General features: G+C 75.1%; 1 protein-coding gene. It reads left to right on the top strand.

Going from position 1 to position 20,166, the window contains the following annotated elements:
• Positions 1-9: 9 nt before the first annotated feature.
• Positions 10-19,977, top strand: a complete 19,968-nt coding sequence (locus ACLJQE_RS07740) for a type I polyketide synthase (protein ID WP_410639156.1) — start codon at positions 10-12, stop codon at positions 19,975-19,977.
• The last annotated feature ends 189 nt before the right edge of the window (positions 19,978-20,166 follow it).

Here is a 20,166-nt window from a genome sequence, read left to right as displayed (position 1 = left end):
CGAGCGCTGATGGACAACGAAGAAAAGCTCCGGCACTTCCTCAAGCGGGTCACCGTGGAGCTTCAGGAGACGCGCGCGAAGCTGCGGGAGGCCGAGACGGCCGACCAGGAGCCGATCGCGATCGTCGGCCTCGGCTGCCGCTTCCCGGGCGGGGCGTCGAGCCCCGAAGCGTTGTGGGACATGCTGTCCGCCGGGCGGGACGCGATCACCGAGTTCCCCGGGGACCGCGGCTGGGACGTCGACCGGCTGCACGACCCGGACGGCGCCGCCCGCGGCACCTCCTACGTGCGCCACGGCGGCTTCCTGCACGACGCCGGCGACTTCGACTCCGCGTTCTTCGGCATCTCGCCGCGGGAAGCGCTGGTCATGGACCCGCAGCAGCGGCTGATGCTGGAAATCTCCTGGGAGGCCGTCGAACGCGCGGGCATCGACCCGGCGTCGCTGCGCGGCTCGTCGACCGGCGTGTTCACCGGCACGAACTTCCAGGACTACATCCACCTCGCCGCGAGCGCGGCCGAAGGCGCCGAGGACTACCTGTCGACGGCCAACGCCTCCAGCGTCCTTTCCGGCCGGGTCGCCTACGCGCTCGGCCTGGAGGGACCCGCGATCACCGTCGACACGGCGTGCTCGGCGTCGCTGGTCGCGATGCACCTGGCCGCGCACGCGCTGCGCCGCGGCGACTGCTCGCTGGCCCTGGCCGGCGGCGCGACCGTGATGGCCACCCCGACGCTGTTCATCGCCTTCAGCCGCCAACGCGGCCTCGCCCCGGACGGCCGCTGCCGCTCGTTCGCCGAAGGCGCGGCCGGCACCGGCTGGGGCGAAGGCGCGGGCGTGCTCGTGCTGGAACGGCTGTCCGACGCCGAACGCCACGGCCACCGCATCCTCGCCGTCCTGCGGGGCAGCGCGGTCAACCAGGACGGCGCGTCCAACGGCCTGACCGCCCCGAGCGGCCCGGCGCAGGAACGCGTCATCCGCGCGGCCCTCGCCGGCGCCGGGCTGACCCCGGCCGACGTCGACGCCGTCGAAGCGCACGGCACCGGCACCACCCTCGGCGACCCGATCGAGGCCCGCGCGCTGGCCGCCACCTACGGCCGCGACCGCGACGGCGAACCGCTGTGGCTGGGCTCGGTCAAGTCGAACCTGGGGCACACCCAGGCCGCCGCCGGGGTGGCCGGCGTGCTGAAGATGGTGCTCGCGCTGCAGCACGGCGTCCTGCCGGAGACCTTGGGGGTCGACGCGCCGACGTCGGCGCTGGACTGGGACGCCAGCGGGCTCGCGCTGGTCACCGGCACCCGGCCGTGGCCGGCGACCGGCCGCCTGCGCCGCGCGGGTGTGTCGTCGTTCGGGCTGAGCGGCACCAACGCGCACGTCATCCTGGAGCAGGCGCCCGCGGTCGAGGCCGTCGCCGAGCCGTCGCCGCGGGTGCCCGGGGTGCTGAACTGGCCGGTGTCCGGCAAGAACGCGGCCGGGCTGCGGGGCCAGGCCGCGCGCTTGTTGTCCTTTTTGGACTCCGCGCCTTCGCCGGTGGACTTGGCTTTCTCGCTGGGGACTTCGCGGGCCGCGCTGCCGCACCGCGCGGTCGTCACCGGATCCACTGTGGACGATCTGCGGGCCGGGCTCACCGCGCTGGCGGACGGGAGCGGACCTTCCGGCGTCGCCACGTCCGGTGCCGTCGCGTTCTTGTTCACCGGGCAGGGTGCGCAACGCCCCGGGATGGGCCTCGAACTGCGCGAAGCGTTCCCGGTGTTCGCCGAGGCGTGGGACGCCGTGTGCGCCCACCTCGATCCGGAGCTCACCGAGGTCGTGCGCTCGGGCACGGTCCTCGACGAGACGAAGCACGCGCAGGCCGCGCTGTTCGCGCTGGAGGTCGCGCTCTTCCGGCTCGTCGAGTCGTGGGGGCTGCGGCCCGACTACCTGCTCGGGCACTCCGTCGGCGAGCTGGCCGCGGCGCACGTCGCCGGGGTGTTCTCCCTGGAGGACGCCTGCGCGCTGGTCTCCGCTCGTGGCCGGCTCATGCAGGAGCTGCCGCTCGGTGGCGCGATGCTCGCCGCCGAGCTCTCCGAAGCCGAGGCCCTCGGGCTGCTCGCCGGCCGCGACGTGGCGCTGGCCGCGGTCAACGGGCCGGAGTCAGTGGTCTTCTCCGGTGACGCGGCGGCGATCGACGCGCTGGCGGCGTCGCTCGGGGACCGGCGGACCAAGCGGCTGCGCGTCAGCCACGCCTTCCACTCGGCGCTGATGGAGCCGATGCTCGGCGAGTTCGCCGCGGTCGCGCGCCGGATCTCCTACGGCGAGGCGACCACGCCGGTCGTGTCCAACCGCACCGGCCGGGTCGCGGCGGCGGGGGAGCTGCAGGACCCGGCGTACTGGGTGTCGCACGTGCGCGACACCGTCCGCTTCGGCGACGGCGTGCGGTGGCTGGCCGAGCGGGACGTCACGCGGTTCGTCGAGCTGGGGCCCGACGGCGTGCTGTCCGCGATGGCGAGCGGGGTGGGCGAGGACGTCAAGTGCGTGCCGCTGCTGCGGTCCGGGCGGCCGGAGGAGCAGTCCATCGCCTCGGCGGTCGCCGCGCTGCACACGGCGGGGGTGCCGGTCGAGTGGGCCGGGTTCTACGCGGGCACGGGCGCGCGGCTGATCGACCTGCCGACGTATGCGTTCCAGCACCAGCGCTACTGGCCGGAGGCGACTCCGCCGGGCGCGGCGGCGACCGACCCGGGCGGCCTCGGCCTGACCGCGGCCGGCCACCCGCTGCTCGGCGCGGCCACCGGCCTGGCCGACGGCGAAGGCCACCTGTTCACCGGCCGGCTCTCCGCGGCGGCGACGCCGTGGCTGGCCGACCACGTCGTCATGGGCGCGATCCTGCTGCCCGGCACGGCGTTCCTGGAGCTGGCGATGCGGGCGGGCGACAGCGTCGGCTGCCCGCGCGTCGCGGAGCTGACCCTGGAGGCCCCGCTGGTCCTGCCGTCACAGGGTGGCGTGCGGCTGCAGCTGCTGGTCGGGGCCCCGGACCACGCCGGGCGCCGGGCGTTCACCGTCCATTCGCGCCTCGAGGACGAGCCCGAGGACACGACCTGGGAGCGGCACGCGGGCGGGGTGCTCGCCCCCGGTGCCGCGGTCCCGGCACCGGCGGCAGTGGAGTGGCCGCCCGCGGACGCCGGTGAGGTCGACCTCACCGGCTTCTACGACGGCTTGGCCTCCGCCGGATTCGGTTACGGCCCGGCGTTCCAAGGCTTGGAGCGGGTCTGGCGGCGCGGTACCGAGGTGTTCGCGGAGGTGACCCGGCCGGCCAAGGCGGGCGCGACGGACACCTACGGACTCCACCCGGCTCTCCTCGACGCGGCCTTGCACGCCCTGGGCGCGGCGGACCGCGGCGAGGACGCCAACCGGCTGCTGCCGTTCGCCTGGTCGGGCGTGACGCTGCACGCGCCGGGAGCCTCGGCCCTGCGGGTCCGGATCGACGCGGCGGACCCGGTGTCGGTGGCGATCGAGGTCGCGGACGCGGCGGGCGAGCCGGTGGCCTCGGTCGAGGCGCTGGCGTTGCGTCCGGTCGCGGCGGGCACGGGTGCGGGGCGCAAGGCCCGGCACGAGTCGCTGTTCACGGTGGACTGGGTCCCGGTCCCCGCGAGTGCGGCGGCCGGCCCGGTGGCGTGGCCCGCGCTCGACGAGGTGCAGCCGGACGAAGCGCCTTCGCACGTGGTCTACCGGCCCGCGCCCGCCGGCGACACCCCCGAAGCCATCCGCGAGACGCTGCACGAAGTCCTCCGCACCGTCCAGACCTGGCTCGAAGACGACCGCTTCACCGACTCCCACCTGGTCGTCCTCGCCGGTTCCACCGACCTCGCGACCGCCGCGATCTGGGGTCTCCTCGGCTCCGCCCAGGCCGAACAACCCGGCCGCATCACGCTCGTCGACCTCGAGGACGGCTCCGATCTCCTCGCCGCCGCCGTGGCCCTCGGCGAACCCAAGGTCGTCGTCCGCGAGGGGAAGCTGCACGTCCCGCGCCTCGGCCGCGCCGCCGTCGCGCCCGCCGTCGAAGGTCGCTTCGACGGCACCGTCCTCATCACCGGCGGCCTCGGTGACCTGGGTTCCCACCTCGCCCGCCACCTGGTCGCCGAACACGGCGCCCGCTGCCTGCTGCTTCTCGGCCGCCGCGGCCCCGACACCCCGGGGGCGGAGGAGCTGATCGCCGAGCTGGGGGTCGAGGCCACCGCCATCGCCTGTGACGTCACCGATCGCGAAGCCCTGAGCCGGGTCTTCGCCGAACACGACATCACCGCCGTCGTGCACACCGCCGGTGTCCTCGCCGACGCCACCTTCGGCTCCCTGGACCCAGAGCGGCTCGACGCCGTCCTGCGCCCCAAGGCCGACGCCGCCTGGCACCTCCACGAACTCGCCGAACACGCCGAGACCTTCGTTCTCTTCTCGTCCGTCGCCGGGGTCTTCGGCGCCGCCGGGCAGGGCAACTACGCCGCCGGCAACGCCTTCCTCGACGCCCTCGCCGCCCACCGGCGCGCGCACGGCCTCCCCGCCGTGAGCCTCGCCTGGGGTGCCTGGGAAACCGGCATGGCCGGCACCCTCACCGACGCCGACCGCGACCGGATGACCCGTGCCGGCACCCCGCCGCTGGCCCTCGACCAGGGCCTGAGCCTGTTCGACGCCGCCCTCGGCGCCGATGACGCCCTGCTCGCCCCCGTCCGGCTCGACCTCGACACGCTCTCGGCCGCGCCCGAAGTGCCGCCGCTGCTGCGCCGCCTCGTCCGCGGCACCGCGCGCCGCCGGTCCCGCGCCGACTCCGGGCTCACCGCGCGGCTCGCCGGGCTCGCCCCGGCCGACCGGCAGCGCGCCCTCGTCGACCTCGTCCGGACGCACGTCGTCGGCCTGCTCGGCTACAGCTCCCTCGGCCAGGTCGAGCCGGGACAGTCCTTTGCGGACCTCGGCTTCGACTCGCTGTCGGCGGTCGAGCTGCGCAACGCCGTCCAGGCCGAGACCGGGCTGCGGCTGCCCGCGACGCTCGTCTTCGACTACCCGACCGTCCTCGCACTGGCCCGCCACCTGCACGACGAGCTGGTCGGTGCCCTCGAAGCCACGCCGGCCCCGGCCCGGACCACCCCGGTCGAGGCCGACCCGGTCGTCATCGTGTCCATGGGCTGCCGCTACCCGGGCGGCATCACCTCGCCCGACGAGCTGTGGGACTTCGTGCTCGGCGACGGCGACGGCGTCTCCCGCTTCCCGGGCGACCGTGGCTGGCCGGTCGACGCGCTCTACCACCCGGACCCCGACCACGCGGGCACCAGCTACACCCGCGAAGGCGGCTTCCTCGACGACGTCGCCGGCTTCGACCCCGGCTTCTTCGGCATCTCCCCGCGCGAAGCCCTCGCGATGGATCCGCAGCAGCGCCAGCTGCTCGAAACGTCGTGGGAAGCCCTGGAGCGGGCCGGGATCCGGCCGGCAACCCTGCGCGGCAGCCGCACCGGTGTCTACGCGGGCATCATGTACCACGACTACCTCGGCGCCAACGTCGAATTCCCGGCCGACTCGCTCGGCTACCTCGGCACCGGCAACGCGGGCAGCGTGCTGTCCGGGCGCCTGTCCTACGTCTTCGGCCTGGAGGGGCCGTCGGTCACCGTCGACACGGCGTGCTCGTCTTCGCTGGTCGCGCTGCACATGGCCGCGACCGCCCTGCAGCGCGGCGAGTGCGAGCTGGCCTTGGCCGGCGGCGTCACCGTGATGGCGACGCCGGGCACGTTCCTCGACTTCAGCCGCCAGCGCGGCCTCGCCGCCGACGGCCGCTGCAAGTCCTACGCCGACGCCGCCGACGGCGTCGGCTGGTCCGAAGGCGTCGGTGTCCTCGTCCTGGAACGGCTGTCCGACGCTCGCCGCAACGGCCACCCCGTGCTCGCCGTGGTCCGCGGCAGCGCCGTCAACTCCGACGGCGCGTCCAACGGCCTGACCGCGCCGAACGGCCCGTCGCAGCAGCGCGTGATCCGCCAGGCGCTCGCGGCTTCCGGGCTGTCCACTTCGGACGTCGACGTCGTGGAGGGCCACGGCACCGGCACCACGCTCGGCGACCCGATCGAAGCCCAGGCGCTGCTGGCCACCTACGGCCAGGACCGCGACGAGTTCCGGCCGCTGCTGCTCGGCTCGATCAAGTCGAACCTCGGCCACACCCAGGCGGCCGCGGGCGTGGCCGGCGTGATCAAATCCGTCTACGCGCTGCGCTCCGGCGTCGTGCCGAAGACCCTGCACGTCGACGCGCCGTCGTCCCACGTGGACTGGACGGCCGGGGACATCGAGCTGGTCACCGCGACCCGGCCGTGGCCGGAGACCGGGCGCCCGCGGCGCGCGGCGGTGTCGTCGTTCGGCATCAGCGGCACCAACGCCCACGTCGTGCTGGAGCAGCCCCCGGCCGCCGAGCCGGAACCCGCGTCCGCCGAGCGGCCCGCGCCCTGGTTGCTGTCCGCCCGCACCCCGGACGCCCTGCGCGCGCAGGCGACCCGGCTGCTGTCCACCGCGGTCGGTCTCGAACCCGGCGACGTCGCCTGGTCGCTGGCCACCACCCGGACGACGTTCGAGCACCGCGCGGTCCTGACCGGTGACCCCCTCGCCGGGCTCGCCACCCTCGCGGCGGGCACCGAAGCGCCGGGGCTCGCGGCCGGCGAAGCCGTCTCCGGCGCCCGTACGGCGTTCCTGTTCACCGGCCAAGGCGCCCAGCGCGCCGGGGCCGGACGTGCGCTGTACGAACGGTTCCCGGTGTTCGCCGCCGCGCTCGACGAGGTCTGCGCGCACTTCGAGCCCGGTCTGCGGGACCGGATGTTCGACCCCGAAGCGTCGCTGGAGCCGACCGACCTCGCCCAGCCCGCGTTGTTCGCGATCGAGGTCGCGCTGTTCCGGCTCGTGCGCTCCTGGGGTATCACGCCCGACTTGGTGCTCGGGCACTCGATCGGCGAGCTGGCCGCGGCCCACGTCGCCGGCGTTTTCTCCCTCGAGGACGCCTGCCGCCTGGTCGCCGCTCGCGGCCGGCTGATGGCCGCCTTGCCCGCCGGCGGGGCGATGGTCGCGATCAACGCGCCCGAAGTCGTGGTCGCCGCGGCGCTCGACGGCACCGTGTCCCTCGCCGCGGTCAACGGACCCGGGTCGGTGGTCGTCTCGGGCGACGAGGAGGCCGTCACGCGGATCGCCGCCGCGTTCGCCGCCGACGGTCACCGCACCCGCCGCCTCGACGTCAGCCACGCCTTCCACTCGCCGCTGATGGACCCGATGCTCGACGACTTCCGCGCGGTCGCGGAGACGGTCGAGTACGCCCCCGCCCAACTGCCGGTGGTGTCGAACCTGACCGGCGCGATCGCGGGCGAAGAACTGTCCACGGCGGACTACTGGGTGCGGCACGTCCGCGCCGCCGTCCGGTTCGCCGACGGGATCGCGACGCTGCTCGCCGACGGCGTCACGGCGTTCCTGGAGCTCGGCCCGGCCGGGGTGCTCAGTGCGCTGGCCGCGGAAAGCCTGCCGCCGGAAGCGGTCGCGGTGGCGTGCCTGCGCCGCGACCGCGACGAGGACGACTCGGTCGTCGAGGCCCTCACCGCGCTGCACCTGCACGGCGTCGACGTCGCCTGGGACGCCTACCTGGCCGCCGGCCGTCGCGTCGCGCTGCCGACGTACCCGTTCCAGCACGAACGCTTCTGGCCGCGCGTGGCCCTCCTGTCCGGCGGCACCGGCCTCGACGCCGTCGCCCACCCGCTGCTCGGCGGCGGCATCGAGCTGCCCGAGTCCGGCGGCTTCCTCTACACGGCACGGCTTTCCCTCGCCGCGCACCCGTGGCTGGCCGGGCACCGGATCGCCGGCGCAGTGCTGCTGCCCGGCACCGCGCTGCTGGAGCTCGCGGCCACGGCCGGCGAGCAGGCGGGCTGCCCGGCCGTCGGCGAGCTGACCCTCGAAGCGCCGCTGGTGCTGGGGGACGAAACCGCCACGCACGTCCAGGTCGCCGTCGGCGCCCCGGACGAGGACGGCGCACGGCCGATCTCGGTCTACTCGCGCCGGGAAGACGCACCCGACGAGCTGTGGACCCGCCACGCCGGCGGCACGCTGCTCGCCACCGGCGACCCCGCCGCACCCGTGATCCGGCCGGCGGACGCCACCGGAATCGACGTCGACGGCCTCTACGACCGCTTCGCCGACCAAGGTTTCGAGTACGGCCCGGCTTTCCGCGGCCTGACCGCCGCCTGGCGCCACGGCGAAGACGTCTACGCCGAGGTGGAGCTGCCCGAGGACGAACCCGCCGAGACGTTCGGCCTGCACCCGGCGCTGCTGGACGCGTGCCTGCACGCGGCGTCGTTCGGTTCCGCCGTGCGGCCGGGCGCCCTGCCGTTCTCGTGGGAGGGCGTCACCGTGCACGCCTCGGGCGCGACCGCGGTACTGGTGCGCGTCTCGCCCGCCGGGGACGACGCGGTTTCGCTGCACCTGGCCGACCTCGAGGGCGAGCCGGTCGCGACCGTGCGCTCGCTGACACTGCGGCCGCAGTCCGCGGCCCTCGCCGTCGACCGCGACTCGCTGTTCCGGCTCGACTGGATCCCGGTCGCCGTCGGCGCACCCGAGACCGGCGCGGTGTCGGTCGCCGGCACCGACCCGCTGGGCGTGGCCGGCGTGTTCCCGGCCGCCGCCGGGCTTTCCGGCCCCGGGGAAGCCGAAGAAGGCGTCGTCCTGTGGCCGATCGCCGCCGACGAGCGCACCGACGTCGTTCAGGAGACCCACGAACTGACCACGCACGTGCTGGGCGTGCTGCAGGACTGGCTGGCCGTCGAGCGGCCCGCACGGCTGGTGCTCGTCACCCGCGGCGCGACCACCGGGGCGGACCTGCCCGCGGCCGCCGTCTGGGGCCTGGTCCGCACCGCCCAGGTCGAGCACCCGGGCCGCATCGCGCTCGTCGACCTCGACGGCACCGAAGCGTCCTTGGCCGCACTCCCGGCCACCCTCGGCACCGGCGAACCCCAGCTCACGCTGGTCAACGGCGAACCCCGCGCCGCCCGCCTCGCCCGCGCCGAGGCGGAGCTTTCACGGGAAAGTGCCCGGTTCGGGGAGCCGGACGGGACGGTGCTCATCACCGGGGGGACCGGGGGGCTCGGTGGGTTGCTGGCCCGGCACCTGGTCGACGGGCACGGCGTCCGGCGCCTGCTGCTGGTGAGCCGCCGCGGACCGGCCGCCGACGGCGCGGCCGAGCTGGCCGCCGACCTCACCGCCGCCGGCGCGCACGTCGACGTCCGGGCCTGCGACATCGCCGACCGTGAGGCGCTGCGCGCTCTGCTCGACGAGGTCCCGCCCGAGCACCCGCTGGCGGCGGTCGTGCAGACCGCCGGGGTCCTCGACGACGGCGTTCTCGGCTCGCTGACGCCGGAGCGGCTGGCGGCCGTGCTGCGCCCGAAGGTCGACGCGGCCTGGAACCTGCACGAGCTGACCCGCGACCTCGACCTGGCCGCGTTCGTCTCGTTCTCCTCGGTCGCCGGCACCTTCGGCGGCGCCGGGCAGGCCAACTACGCCGCCGCCAACGCGTTCCTCGACGCGCTCGCGCTCCACCGCACGGCCGAAGGGCTCCCGGCGCAGTCGCTGGGCTGGGGCCCGTGGGCCGCGGCCACCGGCATGACCCGGACGCTCGGCGAAGCCGACTTCGAACGGATGGCCCGGCTCGGCATGCCCGTGCTGCAGCCGGAACAGAGCATCCGGCTGTTCGACCGGGCGCTCACCACGGATCGCCCGGTGCTGCTGCCGGTCCGCCTGGACCTCCCGGTGATCCGGACGCAGCCGGAGATCCCGCCGCTGCTGCGCGGCCTGGTGCGTGTCGCCGGCCGCAAGCAGGCCGGCCGCGGTTCCGCCGGGCTGGTCCGCCGCCTCGCCGGGCTGACGCCGGACGAGCGGGCCGAAGCGTTGCTGACGCTGGTGCGCGAACAGGTCGCGCTGGTGCTCGGGCACGCCGATGCCGCGGCCGTCCCGGCCACGAAGACGTTCCAGGAGCTGGGGTTCGACTCGCTCACCGCGGTCGACCTGCGCAACAAGCTGACCGCCGCGTCCGGGGTCGCGCTGCCGGCCACGACGGTCTTCGACTACCCGACCGTCACCGCCCTGGCCCGGCACCTGGCCGGGCAGCTGGGCGGGCAGCTGGGCGAAGGTGACGGCGACCGCGTCGACGTCGCGCCGGTCACGGCCGCGGTGGCCGACGAGCCGATCGCGATCGTCGCGATGAGCTGCCGGTACCCGGGCGGCGTCACCACGCCCGAACAGCTCTGGGAGCTGGTCACCGGCGGCACCGACGCGATCACCGAGTTCCCGGACGATCGCGGCTGGGACGTGGACGCGCTCTACGACCCCGACCCGGACCGCCCGGGCACCTCCTACACCCGCCACGGCGGCTTCCTGCACGACGCCGCCGAGTTCGACGCCGCGTTCTTCGGGATGAGCCCGCGCGAAGCCGTCGCCACCGACACCCAGCAGCGGCTGCTGCTGGAGGTCTCGTGGGAGGCGTTCGAGCGGGCCGGCATCGACCCGCGCAGCCTGCGCGGCAGCCGGACCGGCGTGTTCGCCGGCGTGATGTACAACGACTACAACAGCCTCGTCGCGGGTGCGGACCTGGAGGCCTACCAGGGCAACGGCAGTGCGGGCAGCGTCGCTTCCGGGCGCGTCGCGTACGTGCTCGGCTTGGAGGGCCCGGCGGTCACGGTGGACACGGCGTGTTCGTCGTCGCTGGTGGCGCTGCACTGGGCCGCGCAGGCGCTGCGCTCGGGGGAGTGTTCCCTGGCGCTGGCCGGTGGCGTCACGGTGATGTCGACGCCGGGCACGTTCGTCGGGTTCTCGCGCCAGCGCGGGCTTTCGCCGGATGGCCGCTGCAAGTCCTTCTCGGACGACGCGGACGGTGTCGGCTGGTCCGAGGGCGCCGGAATGCTGCTGCTGGAGCGGGTTTCCGACGCCAAGCGCAACGGGCACCCGATCCTGGCCGTCGTGCGCGGCTCGGCGGTCAACTCCGACGGCGCTTCGAACGGCTTGACCGCGCCGAACGGCCCTTCGCAGCAACGCGTGATCCGGCAGGCCCTCTCCGTCGCCGGGCTGTCCCCTTCGGACGTCGATGTCGTCGAGGGGCACGGCACCGGAACGACGCTCGGTGACCCGATCGAGGCGCAGGCGCTGCTGGCGACGTACGGCCAGGAGCGCGAGACGCCGCTGCTGCTCGGCTCGGTGAAGTCGAACATCGGCCACACCCAGGCCGCGGCGGGCGTCGCGGGCGTGATCAAGGTGGTCGCCGCGCTGCGGCACGGGGTCGTCCCGCGGTCGCTGCACGCCGGGGAAGTGTCTTCGCACGTCGACTGGGCGGCCGGGGACGTCGAGGTCGTCACCGGGAACCGGCCCTGGCCGGAGACCGGCCGGGTGCGCCGCGCGGCGGTGTCGTCGTTCGGCATCAGCGGCACCAACGCCCACACGATCATCGAACAGGCCCCGGAGCCGGAGCTCGCGGAAGCGCCGCCGGACGCCGGGGTCGTCCCGTGGCCGCTGTCGGCCACGACGGACCGCGCGCTGCGCGAGCAGGCCGCGCGGCTGGCCGGGTACGACGGCAACCGGGTCGACGCCGGGTACACCCTCGCCACCGGTCGCACCGCGTTCGACCACCGCGCGGTGGTCCTGCCGGAGCACCGCGCCGAGCTGTCCGCTGCCCTCGAGGCGCTGGCGGCGGGCGAGCCGCACCCGGCCGTCGTCACCGGGCGGGTCGTCGAATCGGCAAAGCTCGCCGCGGTGTTCGCCGGCCAGGGCGCCCAGCGGCTGGGGATGGGCCGCCGGCTCTACGCGCGGTACCCCGTCTTCGCGCGGGCTTGGGACGCCGTCACCGAGCACCTGCCCGGCGAGTGGGCCGGCATCGTGTGGGGCGAGGACTCCCGCCGGCTCGCCGGCACGGCCGCGGCGCAACCCGCGTTGTTCGCGCTGGAAGTCGCGCTGTACCGGCTCTTCGAGTCGTGGGGCGTGCGGCCGGACTACGTGCTCGGGCACTCGCTCGGGGAGATCGCGGCCGCGCACGTCGCCGGCGTGCTGTCCCTGGCGGACGCGGGCACGCTGGTGCGGGCGCGCGCCGAGCTGATGGGCGCGCTGCCGGCGGGGGGCGCGATGGTGTCCGTGCGGGCCACCGAGGACGAGGTGCGGCCGCTGCTGGGTCACGACGTCGCCATCGCCGCGGTCAACGGCCCGGACGCCGTGGTGCTCGCCGGAGCCGAAGAAGCGGTGCTGGCTCTCGCGGAGCGGTTCGGGAAGAGCCGGCGGCTCACGGTGTCGCACGCGTTCCACTCGCCGCTGATGGACCCGATGCTCGCGGACTTCCGGGCGGTCGCCGAAGGACTGACGTACTCGCCGCCGCGGATTCCGGTGGTTTCGACGGTCACCGGGGCGCTCGTCACGGACTTCTCCGCGGAGCACTGGGTGGACAACGTCCGCCGGACGGTTCGCTTCGCCGACGGCGTGACGGCGTTGCACGGGCTCGGCGTGCGCGTGTTCGCCGAGTTCGGCCCGGACGGTGTCCTCTCCGCCATGACGGCAGGCACCCTCGCCGACGCGATCACGGTTCCGCTGCTGCGCAAGGAAACCCCGGAGCCGCGGGCCGCTTTGACCGGACTCGCCGGGCTGCACGTGGTGGGCGCCCGGGTCGGCTGGCCGGCGGTGCTGCCGGGCGGGCGGCGGACCGACCTGCCGACGTACGCGTTCCAGCGCGAGCGCTTCTGGCCCCGTGGTGGCGCGACCCCGCGCGGCGACGCGACGGCCGCGGGCCTTGGCGTCGGCGGGCACCCGATGGTCGGCGCCGTGGTGCGCCCGGCGGAGTCGGATGAGGTGCTGCTGACCAGCCGGTTGTCGGTCTCGGGGCACCCGTGGCTGCGCGGGCACGTCGTCGGGGGCGCGGTGGTGCTGCCCGGGACCGTGTTCGCGGAGCTGGCGCTGCGGGCCGGGGACGAAGCCGGGACGCCGTGCCTGGACGAGCTGACCCTGGAGGCGCCGCTGGTACTGCCCGAGCGGGGCGGGGTCCAGCTGCAGCTGCGGGTGTCCGCGCCGCGCGAGGACGGGCGCCGGACGTTGACGATCCACTCGCGACCGGAGGACGGCGACGACCTCACGTGGGTCCGGCACGCGACCGGGGCGCTCGGTCCGCAGCGGACTCCGGGGGCCGGTTTTCCGTGGCCGCCCACCGCGGAGCCGGTCGACCTGTCGGGTCACCACGAGCGCCTGGCCGACGCGGGGCTGTCGTACGAGGGCACGTTCCGCGGCTTGACGGCGGCGTGGCGGTCGGGCGAGGAGGTGTTCGCCGAGGTGGCCCTGCCCGCGGACGACGCGGGGGAGGCCGGCGCGTTCGGTCTGCACCCGGCGTTGTTCGACGCGTGCCTGCACGCGATCGGCCTGCTCGGCGGCGAAGCGGGGTTGCCGTTCGCCTGGGAGGGGGTGCAGCTGCACGCCACCGGCGCGGCTTCGGTCCGGGTACGGATTTCCCGGGCCGGGCCGGGGGTTTCGCTCGCGATCGCGGACTCGTCCGGTGCGTTGGTGGCCGAGGTGGCGGCACTGAGGCTGCGGCAGCCGGCGGAGGTCCGGCCGCCGGGCGGGACGGGCCAGGAGAACCTGTACCGGCTCACGTGGACGCCGCTGGCCGTGGACTCGAGGGACCTCACCGACGTCGGGGTTCTTGGCGCGAGTGAGCTGCTTCCCACCGCGGAAAAGTTCGCCGACCTCGAAGCGGCGGCGGCCGCCGCACCCGGCCTCGTCGTCCTTCCCCTCCTCGAGCCACCCGGCGACGACCCCGCGGCCGCCGCCCTCGACGTCACCACCCGTGTCCTGGACCTCCTCCAGCGCTGGCTCGCCGACGACCGCCTCCGCGAAACCCGCCTGGCCGTCGTCACCCGCGGCGCCACCGAAGGCAACCCGGTCGCCGCGGCGGTCTGGGGCCTCGTCCGCTCGGCCCAAGCCGAACACCCCGGCCGCGTCACGCTCGTCGACCTCGACGACACCGGCGCCGGCATCGAAGCCGCTCTCACCGCCGGCGAACCGCAAGTCGCCGTCAAGAACGGGCGGGTGCACGGCGGCCGTCTCGCCCGGGTCGCGCTCCAAGAAGCGAAGAACTTCGGGGACCCCGACGGCACCGTCCTCATCACCGGCGGCACCGGCGGCCTCGGCGCGGTCTTCGCCCGCCACCTCGCCGCCGAACACGGGATGCGGCGCCTGCTGCTGGTCAGCCGCAGCGGCGGAGACCCGGCCGAAGTCGCCACCCTCGTCGCCGAACTCGCCGCGCACGGGACCGAAGCCACCGCCGCCGCCTGCGACGTCGCCGACCGGGCCGCCCTCAAGGCCCTCCTCGACGGCCTCGAGCACCCCCTGACCGCCGTCGTGCACAGCGCAGGCGTCCTCGACGACGGCGTCCTCGGCTCCCAGACCCCGGACAGCCTCGAACGCGTTCTTACACCGAAGATCGCCGGCGCCTGGAACCTCCACGAACTGACCCGCGACCTGCGGTCGTTCGTTGTCTTCTCCTCCGTCGCCGGCACCGTCGGCACCGCCGGTCAGTCCAACTACGCCGCCGCCAACGCCTTCCTGGACGCACTGGCGAGGCTTCGCCACGAGAGCGGCCTGCCCGCCACCTCCCTCGCCTGGGGTCCGTGGGCGACCGGCTCCGGCATGACCAGTGCCCTGTCCGAAGCCGACCTCGCCCGGATGGCCCGCGCCGGCACCCCGGCCATCCCGGCCGAACTGGGCACCGCGCTGTTCGACGCCGCCCTCGCCGCCGGTGTGCCCGACGTCGCGCCGGTCCGGCTCGACCTGCCGGTGCTGCGCGCCGTGGGTGACGTCCCGCCGGTGCTGCGCGGTCTCATCCGCGTCCCGCTCAAGCGGTCCGCGGCGGGCGCCGAGGCGGCCGTCGGGCTCGTCCGGCGGCTGGGTGCGCTCGACGCCGCCGGGCGCACCCGGGCCGTCCGCGACCTGGTCGTCACTCAGGTCGCGCAGGTGCTGGGGCACGCTGACGGCGGCGCGATCGACGCCGGCCAGACGTTCCAGCAGCTCGGCTTCGACTCCCTGACCGCCCTCGAGCTGCGCAACCGGCTCGACGGCGCGACCGGCGTCCGCCTCGGCGCGACCGCCGTGTTCGACTACCCGACCGTCGCCGCGCTGGGCGAGCACCTCCTGGAAGCCCTGCTCGGCTCCGGCGCCGTCGCCGACGAGACGCCGGCGCCCGCCGCGGTCGCCGGTGACCCCGTCGTCATCGTCGGGATGAGCTGCCGGTTCCCGGGCGGCGTCACCACGCCCGAGCAGCTGTGGCAACTGCTCACCGAGGAACGCGACGCCATCACCGCGTTCCCGGCCAACCGCGGCTGGGACATCGCCTCGCTCTACCACCCGGACCCGGACCACCCGGGCACGACGTACACCCGCGAAGGCGGCTTCCTGCACGACGCCGGCGAGTTCGACCCCGAGTTCTTCGGCATGAACCCGCGCGAGGCCCTCGCCACCGACGCCCAGCAGCGGCTGCTGCTGGAAACCGGCTGGGAAGCCGTCGAACACGCCGGGATCGACCCGGTGAGCCTGCGCGGCAGCGGCACCGGCGTGTTCGTCGGCGTGATGTACAACGATTACGGCCTGACGCTCAACCACCTCGCCGACACCGACGGCTACGAGAGCAACGGCAGTTCGCCGAGCATCGCCTCGGGCCGCGTCGCCTACACCTTCGGCTTCGAAGGCCCGACGCTGACCGTGGACACAGCGTGCTCGTCGTCGCTGGTCACCCTGCACCTGGCCGCGCAGGCCCTGCGCAGCGGCGAATGCGAGCTGGCACTGGCCGGCGGCGTGACGGTGATGGCCACGCCCGGCACGTTCGTCGGGTTCAGCCGCCAGCGCGGGCTCGCGCCGGACGGGCGCTGCAAGGCGTTCTCCGACGACGCCGACGGCCTGGGTTTCGCCGAAGGCGCCGGCATGCTGCTGCTGGAGCGGCAGTCCGACGCGATCCGCAACGGCCACGAGATCCTCGCGGTGGTCCGCGGGTCCGCCGTCAACTCCGACGGCGCGTCGAACGGCTTGACCGCGCCGAACGGCCCGTCGCAGCAACGCGTGATCCGCCAGGCCCTCGCCGCGTCCGGACTGTCCACGAAGGACATAGACGCGGTCGAGGCGCACGGCACCGGCACGGCGCTCGGCGACCCGATCGAAGCGCAGGCCCTCATCGCCACCTACGGCCGCGACCGCGAGGACCCGCTCCCGATCGGCTCGGTCAAGTCCAACATCGGGCACACCCAGGCCGCGGCGGGCGTCGCCGGGATCATCAAGATGATCCTCGCGATGCGGCACGGCGTCCTGCCGCGGTCGCTGCACGCGGCCACCCGGTCGTCCCACGTGGACTGGGACGGCAGCGGTGTCGAGCTGCTGGCCGAAGCCCGGCCGTGGCCGGAGACCGGGCGCGTGCGCCGCGCGGCGGTGTCGTCGTTCGGCATCAGCGGCACCAACGCGCACGCCGTGCTCGAGGCCGGCCCGGCGCCGGTGCCCGCGCCGGGACCGGTGCGGCCGCCGTCGATCGTGCCGTGGGTGCTCTCCGGCCGGACCGCCGGCGCCCTGCGCGGTCAGGCCGAACGGCTGCTGGCGCACGGGACCGGCCAGGACGTCTCCGCGGTCGGCCGGGCCCTGTCCGGCCGGACGGCGTTCGCGCACCGCGCCGTCCTCGTCGGCGAGGACCGGGCCGGGCTGACCGCCGCGCTCACCGCGGTGGCGGCGGGCGAGGCCGCACCGGACGTCGTCACCGGACGCGCGTTCGGCACGCGCACCCCGGCGTTCGTCTTCCCGGGGCAGGGCTCCCAGTGGGCCGGGATGGCCAAGGACCTCCTGGCCGCGTCGCCGGTGTTCGCCGCGACGATGGCCGAGTGCGCGGCCGCGCTGGCGGAGTTCGTCGACTGGTCCCTGCTCGACGTCCTCGACGACGCCGAAGCCCTCCAAGAGGTCGACATCGTCCAGCCCGCGCTGTGGGCGGTGATGGTGTCGCTGGCCGCGCTCTGGCGTGAATTCGGCGTCGAACCCGCCGCCGTCGCCGGGCACTCACAGGGCGAGATCGCCGCCGCCTGCGTCGCGGGTGGGCTGTCTCTCCAGGACGGTGCACGGGTGGCTGCCCTGCGCAGCCGCTTGATCCGGCAGAAGCTGCCCCGCACCGGCGTGATGCTGTCGGTGGTGGCCCCGGCCGGCGAAGTCCGCGCGCTCGCCGGTGACGACGTCTCGATCGCCGCGGTGAACGGCCCCAAGCTCGTCACCGTCTCCGCCGACGAGACGGCCATGGCGAAGCTGGAGAAGCGCCTTTCGGCCGCCGGCATGATGCGCTGGCGCCTGCCCGGGGTGAACTTCGCCGCGCACTCACCGCAGGTCGAACTCCTCGAGGACGACCTGCTGGAGCTCCTCGCGCCGGTGTCGCCGCGCAGCTCGGCCGTGCCGTTCTACTCGTCGGTGACGGGCGGGCTGCTCGACACCGCGGAGCTGGACGCCCGGTACTGGTACCGGAACCTGCGCCAGACCGTGCTGTTCGGCGAAGCGGCCGACGCGGTGGTGGCCGGCGGGGCGAGCGCGTTCATCGAACCCAGCCCGAACCCGGTGCTGAAGATGGCCCTCGAACAGACCATGGACCGCACCGGCGAACCGCTGGTGTTCCAGGAGACGCTGCACACCGGCGAGGGCGACTGGCGCCGGATGGTGACCGCGGTCGCCGGGGCGCACGCCCAAGGCGTCACGATCGACTGGGGCGCCTACTACGAACGCGCCGGCGTCACCGCGCGGGTGCCGCTGCCGACGTACGCCTTCCAGCGCAAGAACTACTGGCCGGAACCGGCGCCGCCCGCCGCGGCCGAAACCGGTGAAAGCGCGGCCGACGCCCGGCTGTGGGGCATGGTCGCGGCAACCGACGGCGAAGCGCTGGCTTCGGCGCTCGACGTCGACCGGACCGCGCTGGACGCGGTGCTGCCCGCGCTGACGTCGTGGCGCGAAAAACTGCGCACCGAAGCCGCCGTCGACCGCTGGTGGTACCGCATCGACTGGACGCCGCTGAAGCCGACGGCGGGCGGTGTCGAGCCGGGCCGCTGGCTGGCCGTCGTACCCGAAGACGGCGACGACTGGAGCGACCGGGTGCTCGGCGCACTGCCCGGGGACGTCACCGTCCTCACCGTCGCCGACCCCGACCCGGCCGCGTTGGCCGCTCGGATCGGTGAGCTGCCGGGGCCGTTCGACAGCGTCGTCTCACTGCTCGCGCCGAGCACCCGGCCGATCGACGCGGCGCCCACCGCGCCACCGGGGGTCGTGCTCACCGCGGTACTGGTCCAGGCACTGGCCCGGGCCGGCGTCGAGGCCCGGCTGTGGTGCCTGACCCGCGAAGCGCTCGCGGTCGAGAACCGGGCCGCGGCCCCGGACACCGTCGACCAGGCCGCGGTCTGGGGCTTCGGCCGCACCGTCGCCCTGGAACGCGCGGCGGCCTGGGGTGGGCTGGTCGACCTGCCCGCCGACCCCGGCGAGGCCGACCTGCGGCACCTGCCGCACGTCCTGCACGGCCTCGACGGCGAAGACCAGGTCGCGCTGCGCGACGGCCGCTTGCTGGGCCGCCGCCTGCGGCGCACCACGGCGGCGGAGACCCCCACCGTCACCCCGGCGCTGGCCGGGCCCGGCACGGTGCTCATCACCGGCGGCACCGGCGCACTCGGCGTCGCAACGGCCCGCTGGCTCGCCGACGCCGGCGTCCGGCGGCTCGTGCTGACCAGCCGCCGCGGTCCCGGCGCGCCGGGCGCGGCCGAACTGGCCGAGGAGCTGACCGGGCGCGGCGCCGAGGTCTCGGTGGTGGCGTGCGACGTCTCCGACCGCGACCAGGTGGCCGCCGTGCTGGCGGCCATCCCTCCGGAACACCCGCTGCGCGGAGTCGTGCACGCCGCCGGGGTCGCCCAGGACGGCGCCGACGTCGTGGCGCTGACCCTGGACGAGGTCGAAGGCGTCCTGAAGTCCAAAGTGGCCGGCGCCCGGCACCTCGACGAGCTCGTCGGCGACCGTGAGCTGGACTTCTTCGTGCTGTACTCGTCCGTGTCGGGCATGCTCGGCAGCGGCAAACTCGGCGCGTACGCGGCGGCGAACGCCTACCTCAACGCTCTCGCCGAGGACCGCGAGCGTCGCGGACTGGCGGGCGTCTCGATCGGCTGGGGCGTCTGGGGCGAAGCCGGCATGGCGCTGCAGGGCGACATGCTGGAGCACATGCAGCGGCACGGCCTGGTACCGCTGGTGCCGGAAGAGGCGATGGTCGCGTTCGGCCGCGCCCTGGGCGTCCGCGGCTCGGTGCTGGCGGCGGACTTCGACTGGAACCGCTTCGCGCAGACGTTCACGCTGCCGCGCGAGAGCGCGCTGCTGAGCGAGCTGCCGGAGGTCCGCCAGGCCCTGTCGGCGGCGGGCTCGGAGCGCGACGCGGTGGTGGCCGAGGCGACGCTGCACGAGGAGCTGGTGGGGCTGGAGCCGCCGGAGCGGCGCGACGCGCTGCTGCAGCTGGTCCGCACGGTCGCGGCGGAGCTGCTGGGCTACGGCGAGCCGGGCGACATCGAGCCGTCCCAGGCGTTCCGCGACATGGGCGTGGACTCCCTGGCGGCGGTGGAGGTCCGCAACGTCCTGGGCGAGCGCACCGGCCTGCGGCTGCCGTCGACGCTGGTGTTCGACCACCCGACGTCCCAGGCGGTGGCGGCCCACCTGCACCGCGAGCTGTTCGGCGACGAGGCCGAGGCCCCGGCGTCGGCGGAAGAAGCCCGCGTCCGGAAGTTCCTGGCGTCGGTGTCGTTCGACCAGCTGCGTTCGCTGGGCCTGATGGACCTCCTGGCGGAGGCGGCGGAGCGGGCCGGCCGCCCAGAGGAGGCCGGCCCGGAGCCCGAGGACGGCGACGTGGGCGACATGGACGCGGACGACCTGGTCCGCTTCGTCCTGGGCGGCGACCAGGACTGACCCACCCCGGCGACCGGAGGCGGCACTTTCACGTGAAAGTGCCGCCTCCGCCGTGTCCGGGGTGAGCGTGGGGTGGCGGGCAAGTCTGGGGGTTTCCGGGCTGGGCGTGCGGTTGACTCCCCGGCAAGTGGACGTTCGCTCGGCGCCGGTCCGTGAGGAACGCCGTCGCGGTGGCGTCACCCGGGTAAG

The organism is Amycolatopsis sp. lyj-346, from assembly GCF_046548975.1.
Lineage (GTDB): Bacteria > Actinomycetota > Actinomycetes > Mycobacteriales > Pseudonocardiaceae > Amycolatopsis.
The sequence above is the reverse complement of the archived record's forward strand: the minus strand, read 5'-3'. Positions and strand labels throughout refer to the sequence as shown.